We start from the raw sequence: 16,713 nt of genomic DNA, 5'->3' as shown, positions 1-16,713 counted from the left end.
GTCCCCCCGCCACCATCGAAAGCACAAACTCCCTATTTAAGAGACTTCCAAACAACAAAAAAGACAGAAGATAAAGTTTGTCATACTTTTGTTATACCTCCTTTCATGCCTTCTTGTGATACCAAGCATCTGGAATTCCGGAATAAAACCTATTATTTTGTAATCAGATTGTCCAGAAAAACGCTTTTAAAGTATTCGTTAAAGACTGAAAACATCGAAACAGTACAAAATCTTAGAAATATAATTTTGTTGGGCTTGAACAATGGTTTCATCACAAATAATCGTTTTGTGGATACAATTGTTCAAAAAATACAACGAAAGGGACTTGTCAAACCTTATGGGCTTATTTGACGAGAATTCCTTGAAGATAATGTGCAGTCGCATTTGTAATACAAGTGCGCCAACATGGAGCATCATAATTTTCTTTCCCCAAAAGAACTGAGTCAAGTAGATTTTTAATGTGAATATTGTCAATTTGACCGCTTTCAAATAATGCAGTAAAAATATTTTTGTAATCTTCAAGAGTCATAGGCACAATTTTTAGATACATTTTCTCGTCATTAGTAGCATACCACAATCCATTTCTAAATGTTTCGATGGTATTGGTATCTACCTTATTTGCAAGAAACAGACCATATGCAGGCTTTCCATAGGAAGAATATTCCATCTGATATTTTGCAACATGGCGTCGAACCGGTTCACCTTCTGCGGCTTCTTGTCGGGAATTTTCTGTCAGAGTAACTTCTAATACTAAAACATAATCATCAAATTCAAATACAGCATCTGCTCTTCCTCCTGGTGCTGTATTTACTGGAAGAAAATCTTGGTCAAGTTGAAAACTTCTAGCTTCGTATGGCTGATTTTTGAGTCTGTTGATTGCTAAAAAAGAGCGCCATACAATCCATTCAAAGTAAGCTGGGAATTCTTCTTTTGGAACCTGCCCCTCTTCTTGACTATATGGCAAAATAAAAGTTTTGCTGTTGCGTTTTATAATCGCATCCATATAAGCTATAATATCTTGCCATTGTTCTTTTTGTTGTCGTGAATAATCAATTTCCTTCTGCATAAATAACTGCTGTTCCAGTGTGTAGCGTAGAGAGTTGATACTTTGAACATTTGAGTAATCAACAGCCGTTGTATCAACAGTTAATCCCTTGTTTTCTACCTGCTGTTTTAGGTCTTCTAAAAGTTCTTGAGCATGTAGAATATCATCGGACGGTAGTTCTGCACCATTAAAAAGTTGTATTAAATAATCTTCATCCGAACTTGGTCTTTTATCGTCAGCAACAAGTTGTTTGGCTAAAAGTTCTTTTTCTGGAATGATTACAATTCCTCGTCCTCTGCTTTGAAAAAGACCCGTTGCTTTGAGGTATCGAATATTTGAATCAGCATAGTCTTTAAGAGTTTCACCTTTTACCGTAGTCGGTTCAGCCATTCGTTGATACATCTCACGGTCAAATGCTTTTTTATTGATAGCTCCATCTCGATTGGTGCGATAATCCAATATGTTTTGAATAATTGCGTCAATATCATTTTGAGCGCTTGTAGTTTGAACAAACATGCCTATTTCGCGTTGATATAAATGCGTATTTCCTGTCACATGTTTGAGTTGAAGCATGACATTCAATACATGTCGTAAAGGAGAGAAAACTTCATAATAATTATAGGATTCAATAACAGAGGGAATATAGTAAGCGGATAATGCACGAAGAAAACATTCATTGACAGCGGAAATATTATCTGCACTTAATAGATTCTTACCATTTTGTGTGATTGTATAAGGCTTGAATTTTACATTTATTTCGGCAGCATTTTCATGGACTATAAAACCTAATTGAGAAAGTGCGGCTCTCCATTTTCTACCTACATCAGAAGCATCCTGATTTTCAGAGTCTGCTTCTAGTCGAGCTACTGAAACGACTTCTGATTCATGTAAAAGTTCTGCAAAAGCTTGTTCATTTTCTCTGCCACTTAAATTTCCATGTAAAGAAGATTTATAAAGTGCTTCCAGCCCTAGCTTCAATCTAAATGGATTCCGAACAGTAGTATTGCCAATATACCAAGGTTTATACGCCATTAGAACCCCACGAACAAATATTCAAGAACATTATTATTGTTGTCATTGATTTTGTGACTTTGATTTCCAAATGAATATTTATGGTTTATTGAAATAACTTCGACATGCTGTTTGTATTTTGACATCAATGATACCATTTCGTCTAATGTTGGTAAAGAATTAGAAGAGTAAGAAACTACAATGATTGAATCTTTGAATTTTTTAAAAAGCTTATCGAAAGCATCAGAAGCACCAATGCGTGATGAAAAAGGAGTAGGATAACTTTTGAATTTTTTAGTTTTGGTGTGCCACTGCATTTCAACACCTTGCCAATCACATGCTATCCCTTCAACAAAATGATATCGGCGAACATACTCGTTGTCAGAATGAGGACTGTAATAAGGAGGGTCCATATAAACCAAATCCGGTTTGACTCGGATATCCATAGCATCACCTCTACGAGATTTATTATTTTGGTTGTTAGAAAAAACTGCATCATTGATTACTGTAACAGCATTTAAAAATTGTTCTTCTAACGAAAGCAAAAGGTCTTTCCTTCCATCATCATATCTATCACCAGTATAAGTGAAAATTCCTCTTGGTCTTTTTTTAAGACATGCTCTTATGAGCGCAGAAGTAGCAATTGCTTTTTCATAAGGGTTTTCTAGTAGTTTAATATTAGCTCGGATGGTATCAATGAGCTGATTATCTGCATCACTGTAATAAATATCTTTAAAAGTATTCTGAACGAAACAGTTATTATGTTCATTTGGGAGTAATAATTGTTTTGTCTTCACTTCTGAAAGAGTAACATTATTGTTTTCTATCATGGCTTTTGTAAAGGTAGCTCCCATAGCCATATAATCATTACTAATAACTTCTTTTCCTTCTGCTTTGAGCATATACCCGACTACACCTGACCCCGAAAAAAGGTCAAGAACTGTTTTGCAATCAAAATGAGATATTACTTCTTTTATATGTGGCAAAAGTTTTGATTTTGAGCCCATATATCTTGTAGGAGGGTATTTTTCTGCTTGTTTAGATATGGGTGTAGGACATTCAGAACCAATTATAAACTTTTTAGGATGAGCAGTAACGACAACATCTTCACCCGTTCTTTTATTAGAGTCTTTATTGATATATCTCTTGGTTTGATACACTTCAATGTTGTAGTAGTCATACAATTCATGGACGAGGGGATGATTTGAATTGGTTAAAATAACATGGCAACCTAAATCAGAAAGTCGCTTCACTTCTTGAGCTAAATCTACATGGTCTTCTTCATAAAATTGTTCTTTGGTGTATCGTTGAAAATCTGAGTATTCTGAGATAGGAAGATATGGAGGGTCAAGAAAAATCAAATCACCAGGTTCAGCATATTCTTTTAAAACATTTTTATAATCACCTTCAACGATTATAGATTTTTTTAATTGTTCCGATGCCGCAGTTAAATTAGATATATCGCAAATTTTAGGGTTTTTATAATTTCCAAATGGAACATTGAAACCCCCGCTTTTATTAACTCTATACAAACCATTAAAACAAGTTTTATTTAAAAAAATTGTTCTTGCGGCGGCTTCTGGTGCTGAAAGCTGGTTCCAATCTAACGAACGAATTTCATAAAAGTAATCTTTGTCATTATGATGTTGAGAAAGAAAAAAAATCACTTCGTCAAGATTGTTTGCAACACTTCTGTATAAATTGACAAGCTCGGGATTTGAATCAGCAATAATTGCTTCATCTGGATTAACAGCATAAAAAAAAGCACCGCCACCAAAAAATGGTTCAATATACTTGTTATATTTTTGGGGAATTTTAGGGAGTAAAACGTCAAGCATTTGGGTTTTCCCGCCTGCCCATTTTAGAATTGGTTTTGCATCTTGTTGAACTTTGCTATACATGTTAGTGTTCAAAATTCTATTTGTTTGTAAAGATGTCACGATATACCAGCTCTCTTAAAAAATCATTAAATATTTTACAGTTATATATCTTTGTTAAGCTGAAAAATGACAATTATTCATTACTCTGTTTGTATAATGGTTAATCAAAACGCCAAATCCTCACAATGATATTTCCATAATTCAGCCCTGACCAATGTTTCATTTTGGATTAGTATTTCCCACACGGTTAAAGCTTCTTTATTCGAATACCATTCGACCCCGTTAGGGGTTTTATACCCAACCATAATCTTTTGCTTTTTGGGGTGCATATCAACCACCACATCAGAGTCAAGCGAGTCATAGGTTTACTTTTTGCCGAAATAAGCCATGGATCCCCGCCTTCGCAAGGATGACACGGGTATGGATCCCCAGGTCGAGCCTGAGGATGACACGGTATGGATCCCCGCCTTCGCGAGGATGACAAACCATCGTCATTCCTGCGAAAGCAGGAATCCACATGCAACCATGACTTCATGGATCCCTGTTTCAAGCGCAAGGATGACACGGTATGGATCCCCGCCTTCGCGAGGATGACAACCCCCGTCATTCCGGACTTGATCCGGAATCCACATAAATAAAAAGATGCCAAATCAAGGTCAGCATGACGGCGGGGTTAAGCAGGGGGGTGCTTTTTATAAAAGTACTGCTTGTGTGGTATGCTTGGTATGCTCAAAAGAATGCACATCAGAGATTTACTTTTATATCGGGATAGTATATAATTAAATCAGTTCGATGGTGAAGAGTGAAGAGGAGAGGGTATGCAGTATCAGAATTTTTTTCTCGCCAAATTATGGGAACGAGAAAAAGAGTTTCCCTAAAAGTGCTGTCATGCAGCCGTTTGTTTTTGTTCCCATCATGACGGTAGGGCAAAAAAAGGAGAAACGATGCCTTATGATACATTGGATGAACTTCCTGCGCCGGTAAGAGAGAATCTCCAGAAACATGCACAAGAGATCTACAAAGAAGCTTTTAACAGTGCATGGGAGGAGTATGCAGATCCCAAAAAGAGACGCGGGAATGAAAGCCGTGAAGAGACAGCGCATAAGGTTGCTTGGGCAGCCGTAAAGCACAGTTATGAAAAAAAAGACGGCAAGTGGGTTAAAAAATAGATTCAACCCCTGGTGTACAAGAGGAGATAAATGATGAAAAAAGAGATGGCTGCGAAATTTCAGCAGGGGTTTATACTGCTTTTAGTGTTTATGGCGCTGATAGGCTTTATCGGAATGATCCATGAGTTTCTGATCGCACTTGTCCTCGCTGCGATATTTGCGGGGCTTCTTTATCCTTTCTACCGCCATATCCTTTACCGTCTAAACAACAGAGCTGCCCTGGCGGCCGGCGCTACACTGATCATATCTGCATTTGCTGTCGGTTTGCCGCTGGCAGGACTTGCAGGCATGGTGACAAGCGAAGCGATACAAATCAGCAAAAAAGCACGCCCCATCGTACAAGAAGCCTTCGACAATAATCTCTCTTTGAGTGAAAAAATACCTGACTGGCTGCCCATGAAAGAGAAGCTTGAACCGTTTAATGAGACGATGGTCAAGAAAGCCTCCGAAGCGATCAGTGCAACAGGAAGCTGGCTTGTTTCAAGTTTGTCCAGTGCTACCAAAGGAACAGTCGGCTTTTTTATCAGCCTGTTTGTTGTGTTTTATGCAATGTTTTATTTTTTGATACATGGACAGCAGATGCTGCGTTCGCTGGCATCTTTACTGCCTCTTTGCGAAGAGGATCGCACTGAAGTGATGAACCGCGGCTTGATGGTGACGAGAGCATCCCTGAAAGGTATATTGATTATAGGGTTCATTGAGGGGGTATTGGTCGGGTCGGCATTTTTGGTTACAGGGATCGAAGGGTCTGCATTTTGGGGAAGTGTTGTTTTTCTTCTTGCTGCTATCCCGGGATTGGGCGCATCGTTGATTTGGCTGCCGGCGGCAGTCTATCTTATAGTTACAGGCAGTACCGGATGGGGAATAGCGCTTATTGTATGGGGAGTGTTGGCCGTAGGGTTGGTTGACAATCTCTTGCGCCCACGGATCATCGGGAATGATTCAAAATTGCCTGATCTTGTTATATTTATATCGATTTTTGGTGGAATCGCATCTTTTGGGCCGGTAGGGATCATTATAGGTCCCGTGATCGCAGCACTTTTAGATACAATTTTAAATATTTACAAAAAGACATTTCACTCTTTATTGCCTTCTTGAGCAGGGAGCATGAAAAAATATTTTGCATGACTTTTAAACTGCATATTAGAGTGAAATAAAATAAATGATCATCACTCTAGCGAGTCAAAAACAACATTTCACTTCAATTCATTCGTGTTGATTCTTTTTCCTGCCCCGACAGGGATATAATGCTCCCCGTAAACTTCTCGGAACAGATCCCTTGCCCTCTCACCGCTGCAGTGACACGGGCCCACATAGCGTACGCCTAGTTTCTGCAGATCTGAGATGATCGTTTTGATTTCTCCTTCGCTTTTGCTTTTTAGGTGGAACCCTCCCATCACAAGCAGTACTTCATCATCCAATATCTCTTTGGCTCTTTTTACGATGTTGACGATGCCCGGATGGGCGCATCCTGTGATGATGACCATACCTTCGGGTATTCGAATGATCAGTGATTGCTCTTCTATCCAGCCATCCATCTCGCCGGTTGAGTAAACTCCATTGAAAAGTTCTATTGATTTTTTTACTTCAATGGTGTGGGCGCCATAGCGCTTGATCTTATCTTTGAGGCTTTCCGGGAATGATGCGGGTACATATACGGTCAAATGATTGTTTTTTTCCAAGAGATCATATACGCCGCCGATATGATCGGAATGTGCATGGGAGAGCACAATGATGTCTATCGTTTCAGGAGTGATTCTCTGCTTCTGCATATTATTCAGCAGCATATGTCCGTCTGCACCGGTATCAAATAAAACAGTTTTTTCCATTCCCTCGATCAGGCATGAAAATCCCCATCCGCTCTGCAGGCCCTTTTTGTAGGGATTGTTATCAAAAACGATGGTGATGATCGGGGTATCCATGCTTTCCTCCTTTATAGCATGCTGCTCTTCTGCTCTGCACAACAACGTTATAAAAAACCATGCAAAAATAAAAAGAGCTTTTTTAGGTTTATGGCAGCACATTTAGGACTCCTCCGGATAATAGTGTAAAAACAACCATAGTATCGGTAGTTTTGAGCAGGTTTTTGGCACCCGTTTTTTTCAATAATAGCACAAATATTTTCAATACCCTATATTTTCTGACATGAAACGAATTGAATTATCAGCTTACATATGCAATTGCGTAATTGTTTGTTAACCTTATTTATCTATGATAGAGATAAAGTTATGATAGCCAAAGGAATCAACATGCATAAACAAAACTTTATCACGGTAACGCTTATCATTACCGGGTTGGCACTGAATCCTGTTATGGGTGAAACAGCAGAACGCAGAATAGGGTTCAGTACAGTAAATCATCATTCCGTAGTATCAAGCATAGCAAAGGTTTTGCATAATCGCGGGCTGGAAGAGGATGCCGCAAAGGCAATCGCTTCGGAATTTGTGAGTGAAGAAGAGAACAGTCTGTTGGAAATGGTGATCTGCCTTCTTGAAAATCATGATATCGTGACCAGAGAAGAAGTATTGGCATATCTTGGTCAGGCAGCATTGCACAAACAGAAGTTGGATTTTAAAAGTTATGATCAGCTTATAGGCATGGTAGAGAAGATCAAACAAAACCCGACAGAGGAGAATACACGCAAAAAACTCAGTGAACTGGCAAAAGTAACCCGGCAGTTATTTGCATAGAAACAGGCAGACAGCCTTTTCGTTCCATATCTCCCGATACGGAACGATCTAAAATAAACCATAGTGTGTCATAATGCTGTAAACATTGTTTTGAAAGCAGAAGAAAAAGGACAACAATGCAAAACGATTTTAGCAGAGCGATTGATTTTAGGCATGCGTGCAAGATTTTTGACAAGCACAAAAAGATACCCCAGGATCAGATGCGTTACATTTTGGAAGCGGGGAGAAAATCTCCTTCTTCATTTGGTATGGAGCCGTAGAATTTTTCCCTCGTTCTCAAGTTAAAGCTTGGAAATGCATAATATAATCGTCTTTTTGTTGCTGTTGTATGCATTTCCACAAAATTGTGGGAACGAAAAGAAAAATTTGTGTCAGTATAAATTTCGATAGGATATCCGGTCGTTGATTAATCTATTAAGTGGAGGTTGCTTATGAAAGTTATAGCTGCAATTAATGGTTCGATCGCCGCAGAGAGCATGGCCTTTTATGTGCTTAAGTATGCACAAGTTCAAAATCTAACTCTCGTTTTATTGCACATAGAAAATAAAAAAGATAATTTAGATGATGTTGAAGCAAGTATAAAGCGAATAACAACATTAGCATATTCTCAAGATATAAAAATTGAAAGTGTATTTCTTCATGGTTTACCAAAACAAGCAATTAAAAAATTTATTTCAAGCGTGCATGTAGATACTATTTTTTGCAGCACAAGAAGAAATAAAAAATTTACAACAGACTCATTTAGCGAGCTGTTAATAAAAATAAATCTTAATGTTGATATAGCAGTTGTACATATCGTAAATATAAATAATATAATGGACTTAAGCAATATAACACTATCTATAAATGAGGACAAACTTTCGGTAAAAAAATTTACTTTTTTTGCGACTTTAGCATCTGCTTATAAGGCTGATGGAGAAATCTATTCATTATCCAGCATATCAAGACAAAAGTTATCCATAGTTGATATGCATGAGGCCAGAGAGCGACTTAGTGCTATAAACTATAATCTTAAGCACTACATGAAATTAGCGAATCTTATGTCGTTTAATATTCATATTAAACATGATTTTACTTATGATGAGGCCGATAGTATTCTTATGCATATCGTAAAATCAAACACTAACTTAGTTATAGTCGGCGCAAAGCGGCTATCTGGGACATTATTTTTCAAAAAAGAGATGCCTATAGAGAAATTAATGCGTGAAGCATCTATAAATATTATCGCTTATTATACAAACGAAGATTAGTAATGCAGACATTCAAACTAAATAAATCACAACTTTTTGAAAAATTTCATACCGGCGAAGATGGATTAAGCACCAAGGAGTCTCATAATCGTCTTGCGAATTTTGGTTTAAATGAGATTCGAGATACCAACAAGAAAAACTATATAAAAGAATATTTAAAGCAGTATATACATTTTTTTGCAATTTTACTTGAAGTAGCAGCAATGCTGGCTTTTATAGCTAACGTTTATGTGCCAAATGCGGGCTATGATATCTTGGCCTATGCAATTTTTGCTGCCGTTTTTATAAATGCTACTTTTGCTTTTTGGCAGGAGTATAAGGCTGATAAAGCTATGGAAGCACTTTTGAGATTAATGCCTACAATGGTTAAAGCTATGCGTAACGCTAATGTAGAAATAATTGATGCCAAAGATTTGGTTCCCGGAGATATAATTATCCTTGAAGAGGGGGATAAGATTGCTGCCGATGCTGTTTTAATCCAAAACAATACTCTTTATATAGATATCTCAACTTTGAATGGAGAGTCAAAGCCATCTAAGCGTGAATTGGAGTGTGACAGCAATGTGTCGAGGGCATTAGATGCCAGAAATATGGTTTACGCAGGGACCTCTGTTATTTCGGGAAGCGGAGTAGCTATAGTAATTGCCACGGCTTATGCAACAGAGTTTGGAAAAATCGCAACTTTAACCAGAAATATAGAAAAAACTCTTGCCCCGATGCAAAAAGAGGTAATTCGTATTGTTCATATTTTCACCGCTATTGCTTTGGCAATGGGTGTTATATTTTTTATACTAGGCATATTTTCAGATCAGACTCTTTTAGTGACTGCCATCTTTGCTCTGTCGTTAATTATAGCAAATGTTCCCGAGGGGCTTTTGCCTACTATTACGCTCTCTTTATCTCTTGTCAGTCAGCGTATGGCACAACGTAATGCGCTTATTAAAAATCTTAATTCCGTACAGACTTTAGGAAGCGTTACCGTTATATGTACGGATAAAACAGGAACTCTTACGCGTAACGAGATGGTACTAAAAGAGATAAAATTAGCAGGCGGTGAAAATATAATAATAAGCGGAGAAGGATATAGCAGCGAGGGGAAGTTTTATTTTGATAAAAATAACGATACATCCGACAGTCGTCTTGATGAACTTTTGCTCGCCGGGGTGTTGAATTCTCGCGCAACCATTGAAGATAAAAAACTTTTTGGAGACTCGACAGAACTTGCTATTGTCAGCGCATCAAGTAAACGCCGTATAAATACCGTTCCCTACATAAGAATAGATGAAATTCCTTTTACCAGCGATAGAAAAATGATGTCGTCTATTTATGAAAAAAGCGGCGAAAAGATACTTTATGCCAAAGGAGCAGTAGAAGTAATATTTGATAAATCTTCTACCTACATAGATAGTATGGGAAACATACAACCCTTTGACGAAGAAGCTAAAAGACGAATGCAGGCTTATGCCGAAGCTTTTGAAAATGAAGCTTATCGCGTTTTGGCTATCGGAAAAAATTTAGATATCAAAGAAGATGGGTTAACACTTTTAGGTCTTGTAGCTATTATGGATTTACCAAGAGAGGAGATTAAAGAAGCAATAGAGCAGTGCAAAACAGCCTGTATTCGTATTATGATGATTACCGGAGATAATCAGAAAACAGCACAAGCAATAGCAAAAAAAATCGGTCTAAATTATGATGGGGTTTTAACAGGAGAAGAAGTTGAACTTTTAAGTGATGAAGAGTTGGAAAATCGTCTTAAAGATGAGACAATACTGTTTGCCCGAATGGCAAGCAGCCAAAAACTAAAAATAGCTACTGCTCTTCAAAAGTGCGGTGAAATTATAGCAATGACCGGCGATGGTGTGAATGATGCTCCTGCCCTTAAGCGTGCTGATATAGGAATTGCCATGGGAACAGGTACGGATGTAGCAAAAGAAGCTGCTGACATGATTTTACTTGATAATAATTTTAAGTCAATTGTTTCTGCTATAGAAGAGGGTAGGACGGTTTATTTTAATATTAAAAAATTTGTTACATACATTCTCTCTTCAAATGTACCGGAGATAGTACCGTATATACTTCAGTTTTTCTTTAAAATTCCACTGCCTCTTTCAGTTATTCAGATACTTTCTATTGATTTGGGTTCCGATATGTTACCGGGGCTGGCACTTGGAAGTGAAAAACCGGAAAAAAATATTATGAAGCGGCCTCCTGTTGGAGTAAATGAAAAGATATTGGACAGGGAAGTATTTAGGCGCGGTTACTTTTTTATAGGCCTTATTGAAGCGACAGCTGCGATGGTAGCCTTTATAGGTTTTTTATTGATTCATGGGTGGGAATATGGTACGGTTGATCTCAAAGACCCTATTTTACACTCTCAGGCTATGACCATGACGCTCTTAGGTGCCGTTAGTTGTCAGATGGTAAATGCTTGGACTATGCGTAGCTGGGAATTCTCAGCGTGGAGTGTTGGATGGAAGAGCAACAAACTGCTTCTGGGTGCAACGGCATTAGAGTTTTTTTGGATTTTGATGCTGCTTGGATATGAGCCTGTTCAAAAAATTTTTCATACGGCCGATATACCGCTAAGCGACCTTTGGATATTGTTGCCGTTTCCAATTATACTTTTTGCCAGTCATGAGTTTTATAAGTGGAGAAAACGAGTCGCAAAGGGAATGCTTTAACATCATTAATTTGATAGATATTGTATAATGTTTTTGTTTGTCAAGACCGGACAAAATAAACTGCAATGTGTCATAATGCTGTAAACATTGTTTTGAAAGCAGAAGAAAAAAGGATAACAATGCAAAACGATTTTAGCAAAGCGATGGATTTTAGACATGCGTGCAAGATCTTTGACGACCATAAAAAGATACCAGATGATCAAATGCATTACATTTTGGAAGCGGGGAGAAAATCTCCTTCTTCATTTGGGATGGAGCCGTGGAAATTTTTGGTCATCACCAATGAAACACTCAGAGCAAAACTGCGCCCGGAGTGCTGGGAACAAGTGCAGATCACTTCCTGTTCGCATCTGGTGGTTCTGCTTGCAGCCATTGAAAATGCCAAACCTCAAAGTGGCATACCCTCTCAAAGATTTGCCAGACGTCCGCTTTCTCAGGAGCAGATAGATGCCTACTTGGTGCGGTATGAAAATCACCTCAAAGAGGCCCTGAAATCAGATGAAAAGACGTTTGCGTGGACGGCGAGACAAACGTACATTGCTTTGGCCAATATGATGACCGCCGCTGCCTTTATAGGCATAGACTCCTGTCCTATAGAAGGGTTTGAGAAAGAAAGAGTAGAAGAGATACTCGGCTTGGATACAAGCAAATGGCAGGTAAGCGTACTGTCTGCTTTTGGATATCGTGCGGGAGAGCAGTATGGACAGTTGAGATTGGCGTTTGATGAGGTAGTTGAGTTTATTTCATGAGATATTTGCATAGAGTACCGGAGGTGCAGAATGAAACAGATTTTTAAAGTAAGAAATGTCAAGTGCGGAGGGTGTGCAGGGACACTAAAAAAAGAGTTGCTTAAAGAGTTTGGCGAAATTGAGGTCAATTTGGAAGCAGACCCAAGAGAGATCACCTTGGATATAGAGGATGGCAAGATCGAGGCGTTGAAACTCAAACTAAGAAGTTTGGGCTATCCGTTGGTTAGCGATGAGCTTTCTAAGCTGCAAAGCATTGGCGCTACAGCAAAAAGTTTTGTATCCTGCGCCATAGGAAAGATCGAAAAATCATAAAAATCTCAGCTTCCAAGACCTTTTTGTGGAGCAATCGAATTTATTTTTTGGGTGCTGATCGTTTGGAATATGCTATCTGTTTCCGATTTCATGGGCTATGCTGATAAGATTTTCAGACCAATTTGGATCAAGCGGTGAGATTTTTTTGACAACTATACCGGTTTCTCTTGCTATGATTTGAGCGCTTTTGTCTGAAAATTCAGGCTGCGTGAAAATCACCTTTACTTTTTCTTCTTTGGCTTCATTGATGACTTTGATCATCTCTTTTGGTTTTGGAGTTTTGCCTTCTATTTCAACAGCGATTTGCACCAGATCATATTCGTGAGCAAAATAGCCCCATGAGGGGTGAAAAACCATAAATTTACTTTTAGGCCCTACCTCTTTAAGTGCATTTTTTATCTGTGTATCAGTATCCTGAATCTCTTTTATGAAATTATCCAGATTGGATCTATAAAACGGTTCGTTTTGAGGATCTGTTTGCACTAAGGCTGTATAGATATTTTTTGCCATGATCGCTACGTTTTTTGGTGAAGTCCAAGTATGGGGGTCTGTTCCGTTGTGATGATGTCCTTTGTCGGGATGTTTGTTTTCATGTTGATGATGCTCTGCTATTTGTATTTTAGGTACCTTGTTGTCCATGTCTACAAATTTTAGTTTCGGATTTTGTGCTTTAAATCTATCGAGCCAAACATTTTCAAACTCAACACCTATGGAAAAATAGAGATCGGCTTTTGAAATAGAGATCATCTGTGAAGGTTTGGGTTCATACGAGTGAGGAGAGTTTCCCGGCTCTACCATCACTGTAACTTCTGCTTTATCTTTTGCAATTTTTTGAACAAATGTTTTTTGCGGAGGTATGCTCACGATAATGTTCGGTTTTGCATAAGCAAGAGAATACAGAACGCTACACAGCAAAAATATTATTTTTTTCATCCTGATCCTTTTATGGTTTTACGAATGGTACTTTCAGACGACTTAATTGCAACTTAGTTGCATTTAAGTCAGATACAATAAAGATTTAAAGTGCTAAGATTATTTTATGCAAATAGAAAAACTGATAGAAGAAAAAAAATTAAAATTGACAAGTGCCCGCAAAGAGCTTTTGGAATTATTTTTAAATGCCCAAAGACCTCTTTCGTATGAAGATGTAAAAGATAAAATAAACATGGATAAAGCAACATTTTATCGAAATGTTTCAAGGTTTGAAGAAGAGTCCATCGTCAATAGTTTTGAATCCAATGATAAAAAAAGATACTACGGCATATATGCCTCTGCGCATGCCCATTTTATTTGCCACATATGCAGTTCTATCGAGTGTATGAAAACCGTAACAAATGTAAAAGTAGACGGCTACAAGATAGAAGATGTCATCCTAAAAGGAATATGTAAAAAATGCAACCAAACAGAAAGTAAACCCTCTTCACGGCTTTAATGCTTCTACTGTTTTCATGCTGTCCCTTCACAAAAATATTAAATGCGACTAAGTTGCATCTAAGATCTTTTCCATTACTATTCGGCCAATTGATAGCACTTAGAAGGAAACAAAGATGAAATATACAGCAGGGGTAGTGATAGCGGGGTTCTCTTTTTTGTGGGCGGCTGAAGCACAAAAGAGTGTTGATCTTGATGCTATAACCATTTCGGCGTCTCCTGTTTTAGAGCATGAGGCTTTTGACGTGCCATGTCAAATCGATGCCGTCACTGATATAAAATCAGCTTCGACTGCTTCTATGGGCAAAATCCTTTCAAATATACCAGGAGTGAATAATCTTTCGACGGGTTCACAAGCAGGCAAGCCGGTGATAAGAGGATTTAGCGGAGAGCGCATCAAAATGCTTTCCAATGGCAATCCTACCGATTCGCAAACTTATGGGATTCGGCATATTGACAATATAGACCCTCTTTTGGCTGAGCGTATCGAGGTAATCCGCGGAGCTCAGGGAGTGCTTTATGGATCAGACGCACTAGGGGGCGTAGTCAATGTGATAGCTCCTTCTTTTTTGACCGCAGAGGAAGGGGAAACGCTTTTTAGAGGAACGCTTTTGGGCGAATATCATACCAACAATAATGAAAAAGCAACTGTGCTCAAAACACAGAGCGCGAAAGGAAAATGGGGTGTCAATGTGGCCGCTTCTGTAAGAGAGGCAGATAATTACCATACGGGAGACAGTGCAACATGGGAAAGCGGTGATGCGCCGGGCACTTTGCCTCTTTTTGCCGGAGAACTGCCTTACACAGATTTCAAAAATCAGTCTGCGCGCGCGGGGGTAGGATATACGGATGATGATTTTAAATTTGCATTGCAGCACACCTACTGGCAAAGCAAGCAAAATTATCTGGGCCATACGTCTTCACCCACGTTTGAAGCCGTTTCTTCTGCGGGGCAAAAACTGACCAATGACGAAACACAGCTGAGTGCGACTAAGAATCTGGGAGAGTGGAGTATAGATACAAGGGTTTCGGCAACCCGTAACCAAAGAGAGGCGGCGACCAATACCCCTTATCAGCAGATGCAGACAGTCAGAGGTACGCCATTGTATCTTGATATTGATACCGATCGAAAAGATTTCCATGTTTCAGTCGGGCATCCCATGATAGGAATGTTTATGGGGGAGGTCGGGCTTGAAGGATACGCTAAAGATCAAGAGCTCAAAGAGGGCAAATTGCTTCCAAGTGCGAAAGAATGGGGCAAGGCTGTCTATCTTTTTGAGGAAGCAAACCTTGAAAAGTGGATCCTTCAGGCAGGGCTGCGCTACGATACAAGAAGCGTTAAGGCAGCGCTTGACGGGACCAGCAGTTATTTTGTTGATCAAGGCATTTATGACGACTCTACCAACAGTCAGGAGTTTGCTTCGTGGGGGGGCTCGCTGGGGGCAACTTATAAGATCGATGAGACATGGGCATTGGCAACCAATCTGAGCAAAGGATTTCGAGCTCCGGGAATTTTTGAACTTTTTGCAGGGGGTATGCATGGCGGGGTGCAAGCGTTTCAGATAGGCAATCCTTATCTGGAGGAAGAAAATACCTTTGGGGTTGATCTCTCTTTGAGATACAAAAATGAGGAGACCTATAGCAGTTTAACATTCTATCGCAACACCATTGATGGTTATATTTATCTTGCCAATACCGGTTTGTATCGCAATCCTGTGACAGGAGAAGTGGCTCCAACGGGCATTCCTGAGATGAAGCATGAGCAGACCGATGCGGTTATACAGGGGATAGAATGGTCGTTTGAGGTGCCGCTTGGCTCCGCGACAACACTTCGGGCTACGGCAGAATACATTCAAGGCGAGGATACAAAAAACGATACGCGTTTGGCGTATATCCCGCCCAGCAATGCTTCCCTTGGCATTACGCAGCAGTTTGGCGCATTCGGGATAGGCAGCAACAATGAACTTACGGTTGATATGCGCGTATTTGAAGCGCAAAAGGTTGCCGGAGCGTTTGAACCGTTTGCCCAATACAACACAATGCCTTTTGGCAGCGCCGATACGTCCGGATATGCTTTGTTTGATATCGGATACAGCACACAGCTTCAAATAGGCAAAAGCAAAGTAGATGCCAATGTGAAGATCTCCAATCTTTTCGACAGAGCGTACCGCGGTTATCTTGATACCTACAAAGGATATGCGCTTGGAATGGGAAGAGATGTCAGTTTTGGGCTCTCTGTGCCTTTTGGCAGTAAATAAAATAGGTAAAAAGTTTTTAAAAACAGACCTTTAATGATTTGGCTACTTTACCGGCAACAACCCTGTAAAAACAAAGATTCTTGAGGATTGGTAAATTTAGATTGATGTTCTGTCCCATGGGATAATATAGGGATAATTTTTAAATATTAAGCTACTATTATACAAATAAATTTTAGTCACCCAAAAAGTTTTTTCGATGAAATTTGAGAGATCAGATTGATTTCGATCATTTTT

The 16,713-nt window shown here is 39.0% G+C and carries 15 protein-coding genes; 11 read left to right on the top strand and 4 right to left on the bottom strand.

The window, feature by feature from the left end; translation table 11 throughout:
• The first annotated feature begins 105 nt into the window (after window positions 1-105).
• Window positions 106-351, top strand: a complete 246-nt coding sequence (locus CFH81_03030; GenBank protein DAB41283.1) for a hypothetical protein — start codon at window positions 106-108, stop codon at window positions 349-351.
• On the opposite strand, the gene CFH81_03025 is transcribed toward CFH81_03030, so the two are convergent.
• Window positions 344-2,077 carry a restriction endonuclease gene (locus CFH81_03025; protein DAB41282.1) on the bottom strand — a complete coding sequence of 578 codons (1,734 nt, stop codon included), beginning with the start codon at window positions 2,075-2,077 and terminating at the stop codon, window positions 344-346. The two genes, CFH81_03030 and CFH81_03025, sit on opposite strands and share 8 nt — an antisense overlap.
• Complete coding sequence (locus CFH81_03020) at window positions 2,077-3,957, bottom strand: DNA adenine methylase (protein DAB41281.1); 1,881 nt, start codon at window positions 3,955-3,957, stop codon at window positions 2,077-2,079. Before CFH81_03020 ends, CFH81_03025 begins: the two co-directional genes overlap by 1 nt.
• A gap of 923 nt (window positions 3,958-4,880) precedes the next feature.
• On the opposite strand from CFH81_03020, the gene CFH81_03015 reads away from it, so the two are divergent.
• Window positions 4,881-5,105, top strand: a complete 225-nt coding sequence (locus CFH81_03015; GenBank protein ID DAB41280.1) for a cation transport regulator ChaB — start codon at window positions 4,881-4,883, stop codon at window positions 5,103-5,105.
• 33 nt (window positions 5,106-5,138) lie between these two features.
• Window positions 5,139-6,203 (top strand): AI-2E family transporter, encoded by a 1,065-nt coding sequence (locus CFH81_03010; protein ID DAB41279.1) that lies wholly within the window; start codon window positions 5,139-5,141, stop codon window positions 6,201-6,203.
• Between the two features lie 98 nt (window positions 6,204-6,301).
• Here the strand turns inward: CFH81_03010 and CFH81_03005 are convergent, their stop codons facing one another.
• Window positions 6,302-7,129, bottom strand: coding sequence for an MBL fold metallo-hydrolase (locus tag CFH81_03005; protein ID DAB41278.1), 828 nt, complete (start codon window positions 7,127-7,129; stop codon window positions 6,302-6,304).
• 225 nt (window positions 7,130-7,354) lie between these two features.
• On the opposite strand from CFH81_03005, the gene CFH81_03000 reads away from it, so the two are divergent.
• From CFH81_03000 to CFH81_02975, 6 genes are all read left to right on the top strand, one after another.
• Entirely contained in the window at window positions 7,355-7,795 is a 441-nt protein-coding gene (locus CFH81_03000) for a hypothetical protein (GenBank protein DAB41277.1), read from the top strand.
• Between the two features lie 116 nt (window positions 7,796-7,911).
• Entirely contained in the window at window positions 7,912-8,055 is a 144-nt protein-coding gene (locus CFH81_02995) for a hypothetical protein (protein ID DAB41276.1), read from the top strand.
• Window positions 8,056-8,226: 171 nt separating this feature from the next.
• A complete protein-coding gene (locus CFH81_02990; GenBank protein DAB41275.1) occupies window positions 8,227-9,045 on the top strand; it encodes a hypothetical protein in 819 nt (272 codons plus the stop codon).
• A 2-nt stretch (window positions 9,046-9,047) separates the two neighbouring features.
• Window positions 9,048-11,729 carry an ATPase gene (locus tag CFH81_02985; protein DAB41274.1) on the top strand — a complete coding sequence of 894 codons (2,682 nt, stop codon included), beginning with the start codon at window positions 9,048-9,050 and terminating at the stop codon, window positions 11,727-11,729.
• 119 nt (window positions 11,730-11,848) lie between these two features.
• On the top strand, window positions 11,849-12,478 hold the full coding sequence (locus tag CFH81_02980) for an NAD(P)H-dependent oxidoreductase (GenBank protein DAB41273.1): 630 nt from the start codon (window positions 11,849-11,851) through the stop codon (window positions 12,476-12,478).
• Window positions 12,479-12,508: 30 nt separating this feature from the next.
• Entirely contained in the window at window positions 12,509-12,790 is a 282-nt protein-coding gene (locus CFH81_02975; GenBank protein DAB41272.1) for a heavy metal transporter, read from the top strand.
• Between the two features lie 72 nt (window positions 12,791-12,862).
• On the opposite strand, the gene CFH81_02970 is transcribed toward CFH81_02975, so the two are convergent.
• Window positions 12,863-13,723, bottom strand: coding sequence for a zinc ABC transporter substrate-binding protein (locus tag CFH81_02970; GenBank protein DAB41271.1), 861 nt, complete (start codon window positions 13,721-13,723; stop codon window positions 12,863-12,865).
• A 106-nt stretch (window positions 13,724-13,829) separates the two neighbouring features.
• Here CFH81_02970 and CFH81_02965 point away from each other — a divergent pair, with 106 nt between their 5' ends.
• Complete coding sequence (locus tag CFH81_02965; GenBank protein ID DAB41270.1) at window positions 13,830-14,222, top strand: Fur family transcriptional regulator; 393 nt, start codon at window positions 13,830-13,832, stop codon at window positions 14,220-14,222.
• A 115-nt stretch (window positions 14,223-14,337) separates the two neighbouring features.
• The gene (locus CFH81_02960; GenBank protein DAB41269.1) at window positions 14,338-16,479 is read left to right on the top strand and encodes a TonB-dependent receptor; all 2,142 of its coding nucleotides are present in this window, start codon (window positions 14,338-14,340) and stop codon (window positions 16,477-16,479) included.
• The last annotated feature ends 234 nt before the right edge of the window (window positions 16,480-16,713 follow it).

This window comes from Sulfurovum sp. UBA12169 (assembly GCA_002742845.1).
Lineage (GTDB): Bacteria > Campylobacterota > Campylobacteria > Campylobacterales > Sulfurovaceae > Sulfurovum.
This window is presented reverse-complemented; position numbering and strand designations above follow the sequence as displayed.

Excerpts from the sequence above, each read along its gene's own strand:
- CFH81_03030 (DAB41283.1), top strand. The coding sequence starts at position 106 with ATGCCTTCTTGTGATACCAAGCATCTGGAATTCCGGAATAAAACCTAT.
- CFH81_03025 (DAB41282.1), bottom strand. The coding sequence starts at position 2,077 with ATGGCGTATAAACCTTGGTATATTGGCAATACTACTGTTCGGAATCCA.
- CFH81_03020 (DAB41281.1), bottom strand. The coding sequence starts at position 3,957 with ATGTATAGCAAAGTTCAACAAGATGCAAAACCAATTCTAAAATGGGCA.
- CFH81_03015 (DAB41280.1), top strand. The coding sequence starts at position 4,881 with ATGCCTTATGATACATTGGATGAACTTCCTGCGCCGGTAAGAGAGAAT.
- CFH81_03010 (DAB41279.1), top strand. The coding sequence starts at position 5,139 with ATGAAAAAAGAGATGGCTGCGAAATTTCAGCAGGGGTTTATACTGCTT.
- CFH81_03005 (DAB41278.1), bottom strand. The coding sequence starts at position 7,129 with ATGTGCTGCCATAAACCTAAAAAAGCTCTTTTTATTTTTGCATGGTTT.
- CFH81_03000 (DAB41277.1), top strand. The coding sequence starts at position 7,355 with ATGCATAAACAAAACTTTATCACGGTAACGCTTATCATTACCGGGTTG.
- CFH81_02995 (DAB41276.1), top strand. The coding sequence starts at position 7,912 with ATGCAAAACGATTTTAGCAGAGCGATTGATTTTAGGCATGCGTGCAAG.
- CFH81_02990 (DAB41275.1), top strand. The coding sequence starts at position 8,227 with ATGAAAGTTATAGCTGCAATTAATGGTTCGATCGCCGCAGAGAGCATG.
- CFH81_02985 (DAB41274.1), top strand. The coding sequence starts at position 9,048 with ATGCAGACATTCAAACTAAATAAATCACAACTTTTTGAAAAATTTCAT.
- CFH81_02980 (DAB41273.1), top strand. The coding sequence starts at position 11,849 with ATGCAAAACGATTTTAGCAAAGCGATGGATTTTAGACATGCGTGCAAG.
- CFH81_02975 (DAB41272.1), top strand. The coding sequence starts at position 12,509 with ATGAAACAGATTTTTAAAGTAAGAAATGTCAAGTGCGGAGGGTGTGCA.
- CFH81_02970 (DAB41271.1), bottom strand. The coding sequence starts at position 13,723 with ATGAAAAAAATAATATTTTTGCTGTGTAGCGTTCTGTATTCTCTTGCT.
- CFH81_02965 (DAB41270.1), top strand. The coding sequence starts at position 13,830 with ATGCAAATAGAAAAACTGATAGAAGAAAAAAAATTAAAATTGACAAGT.
- CFH81_02960 (DAB41269.1), top strand. The coding sequence starts at position 14,338 with ATGAAATATACAGCAGGGGTAGTGATAGCGGGGTTCTCTTTTTTGTGG.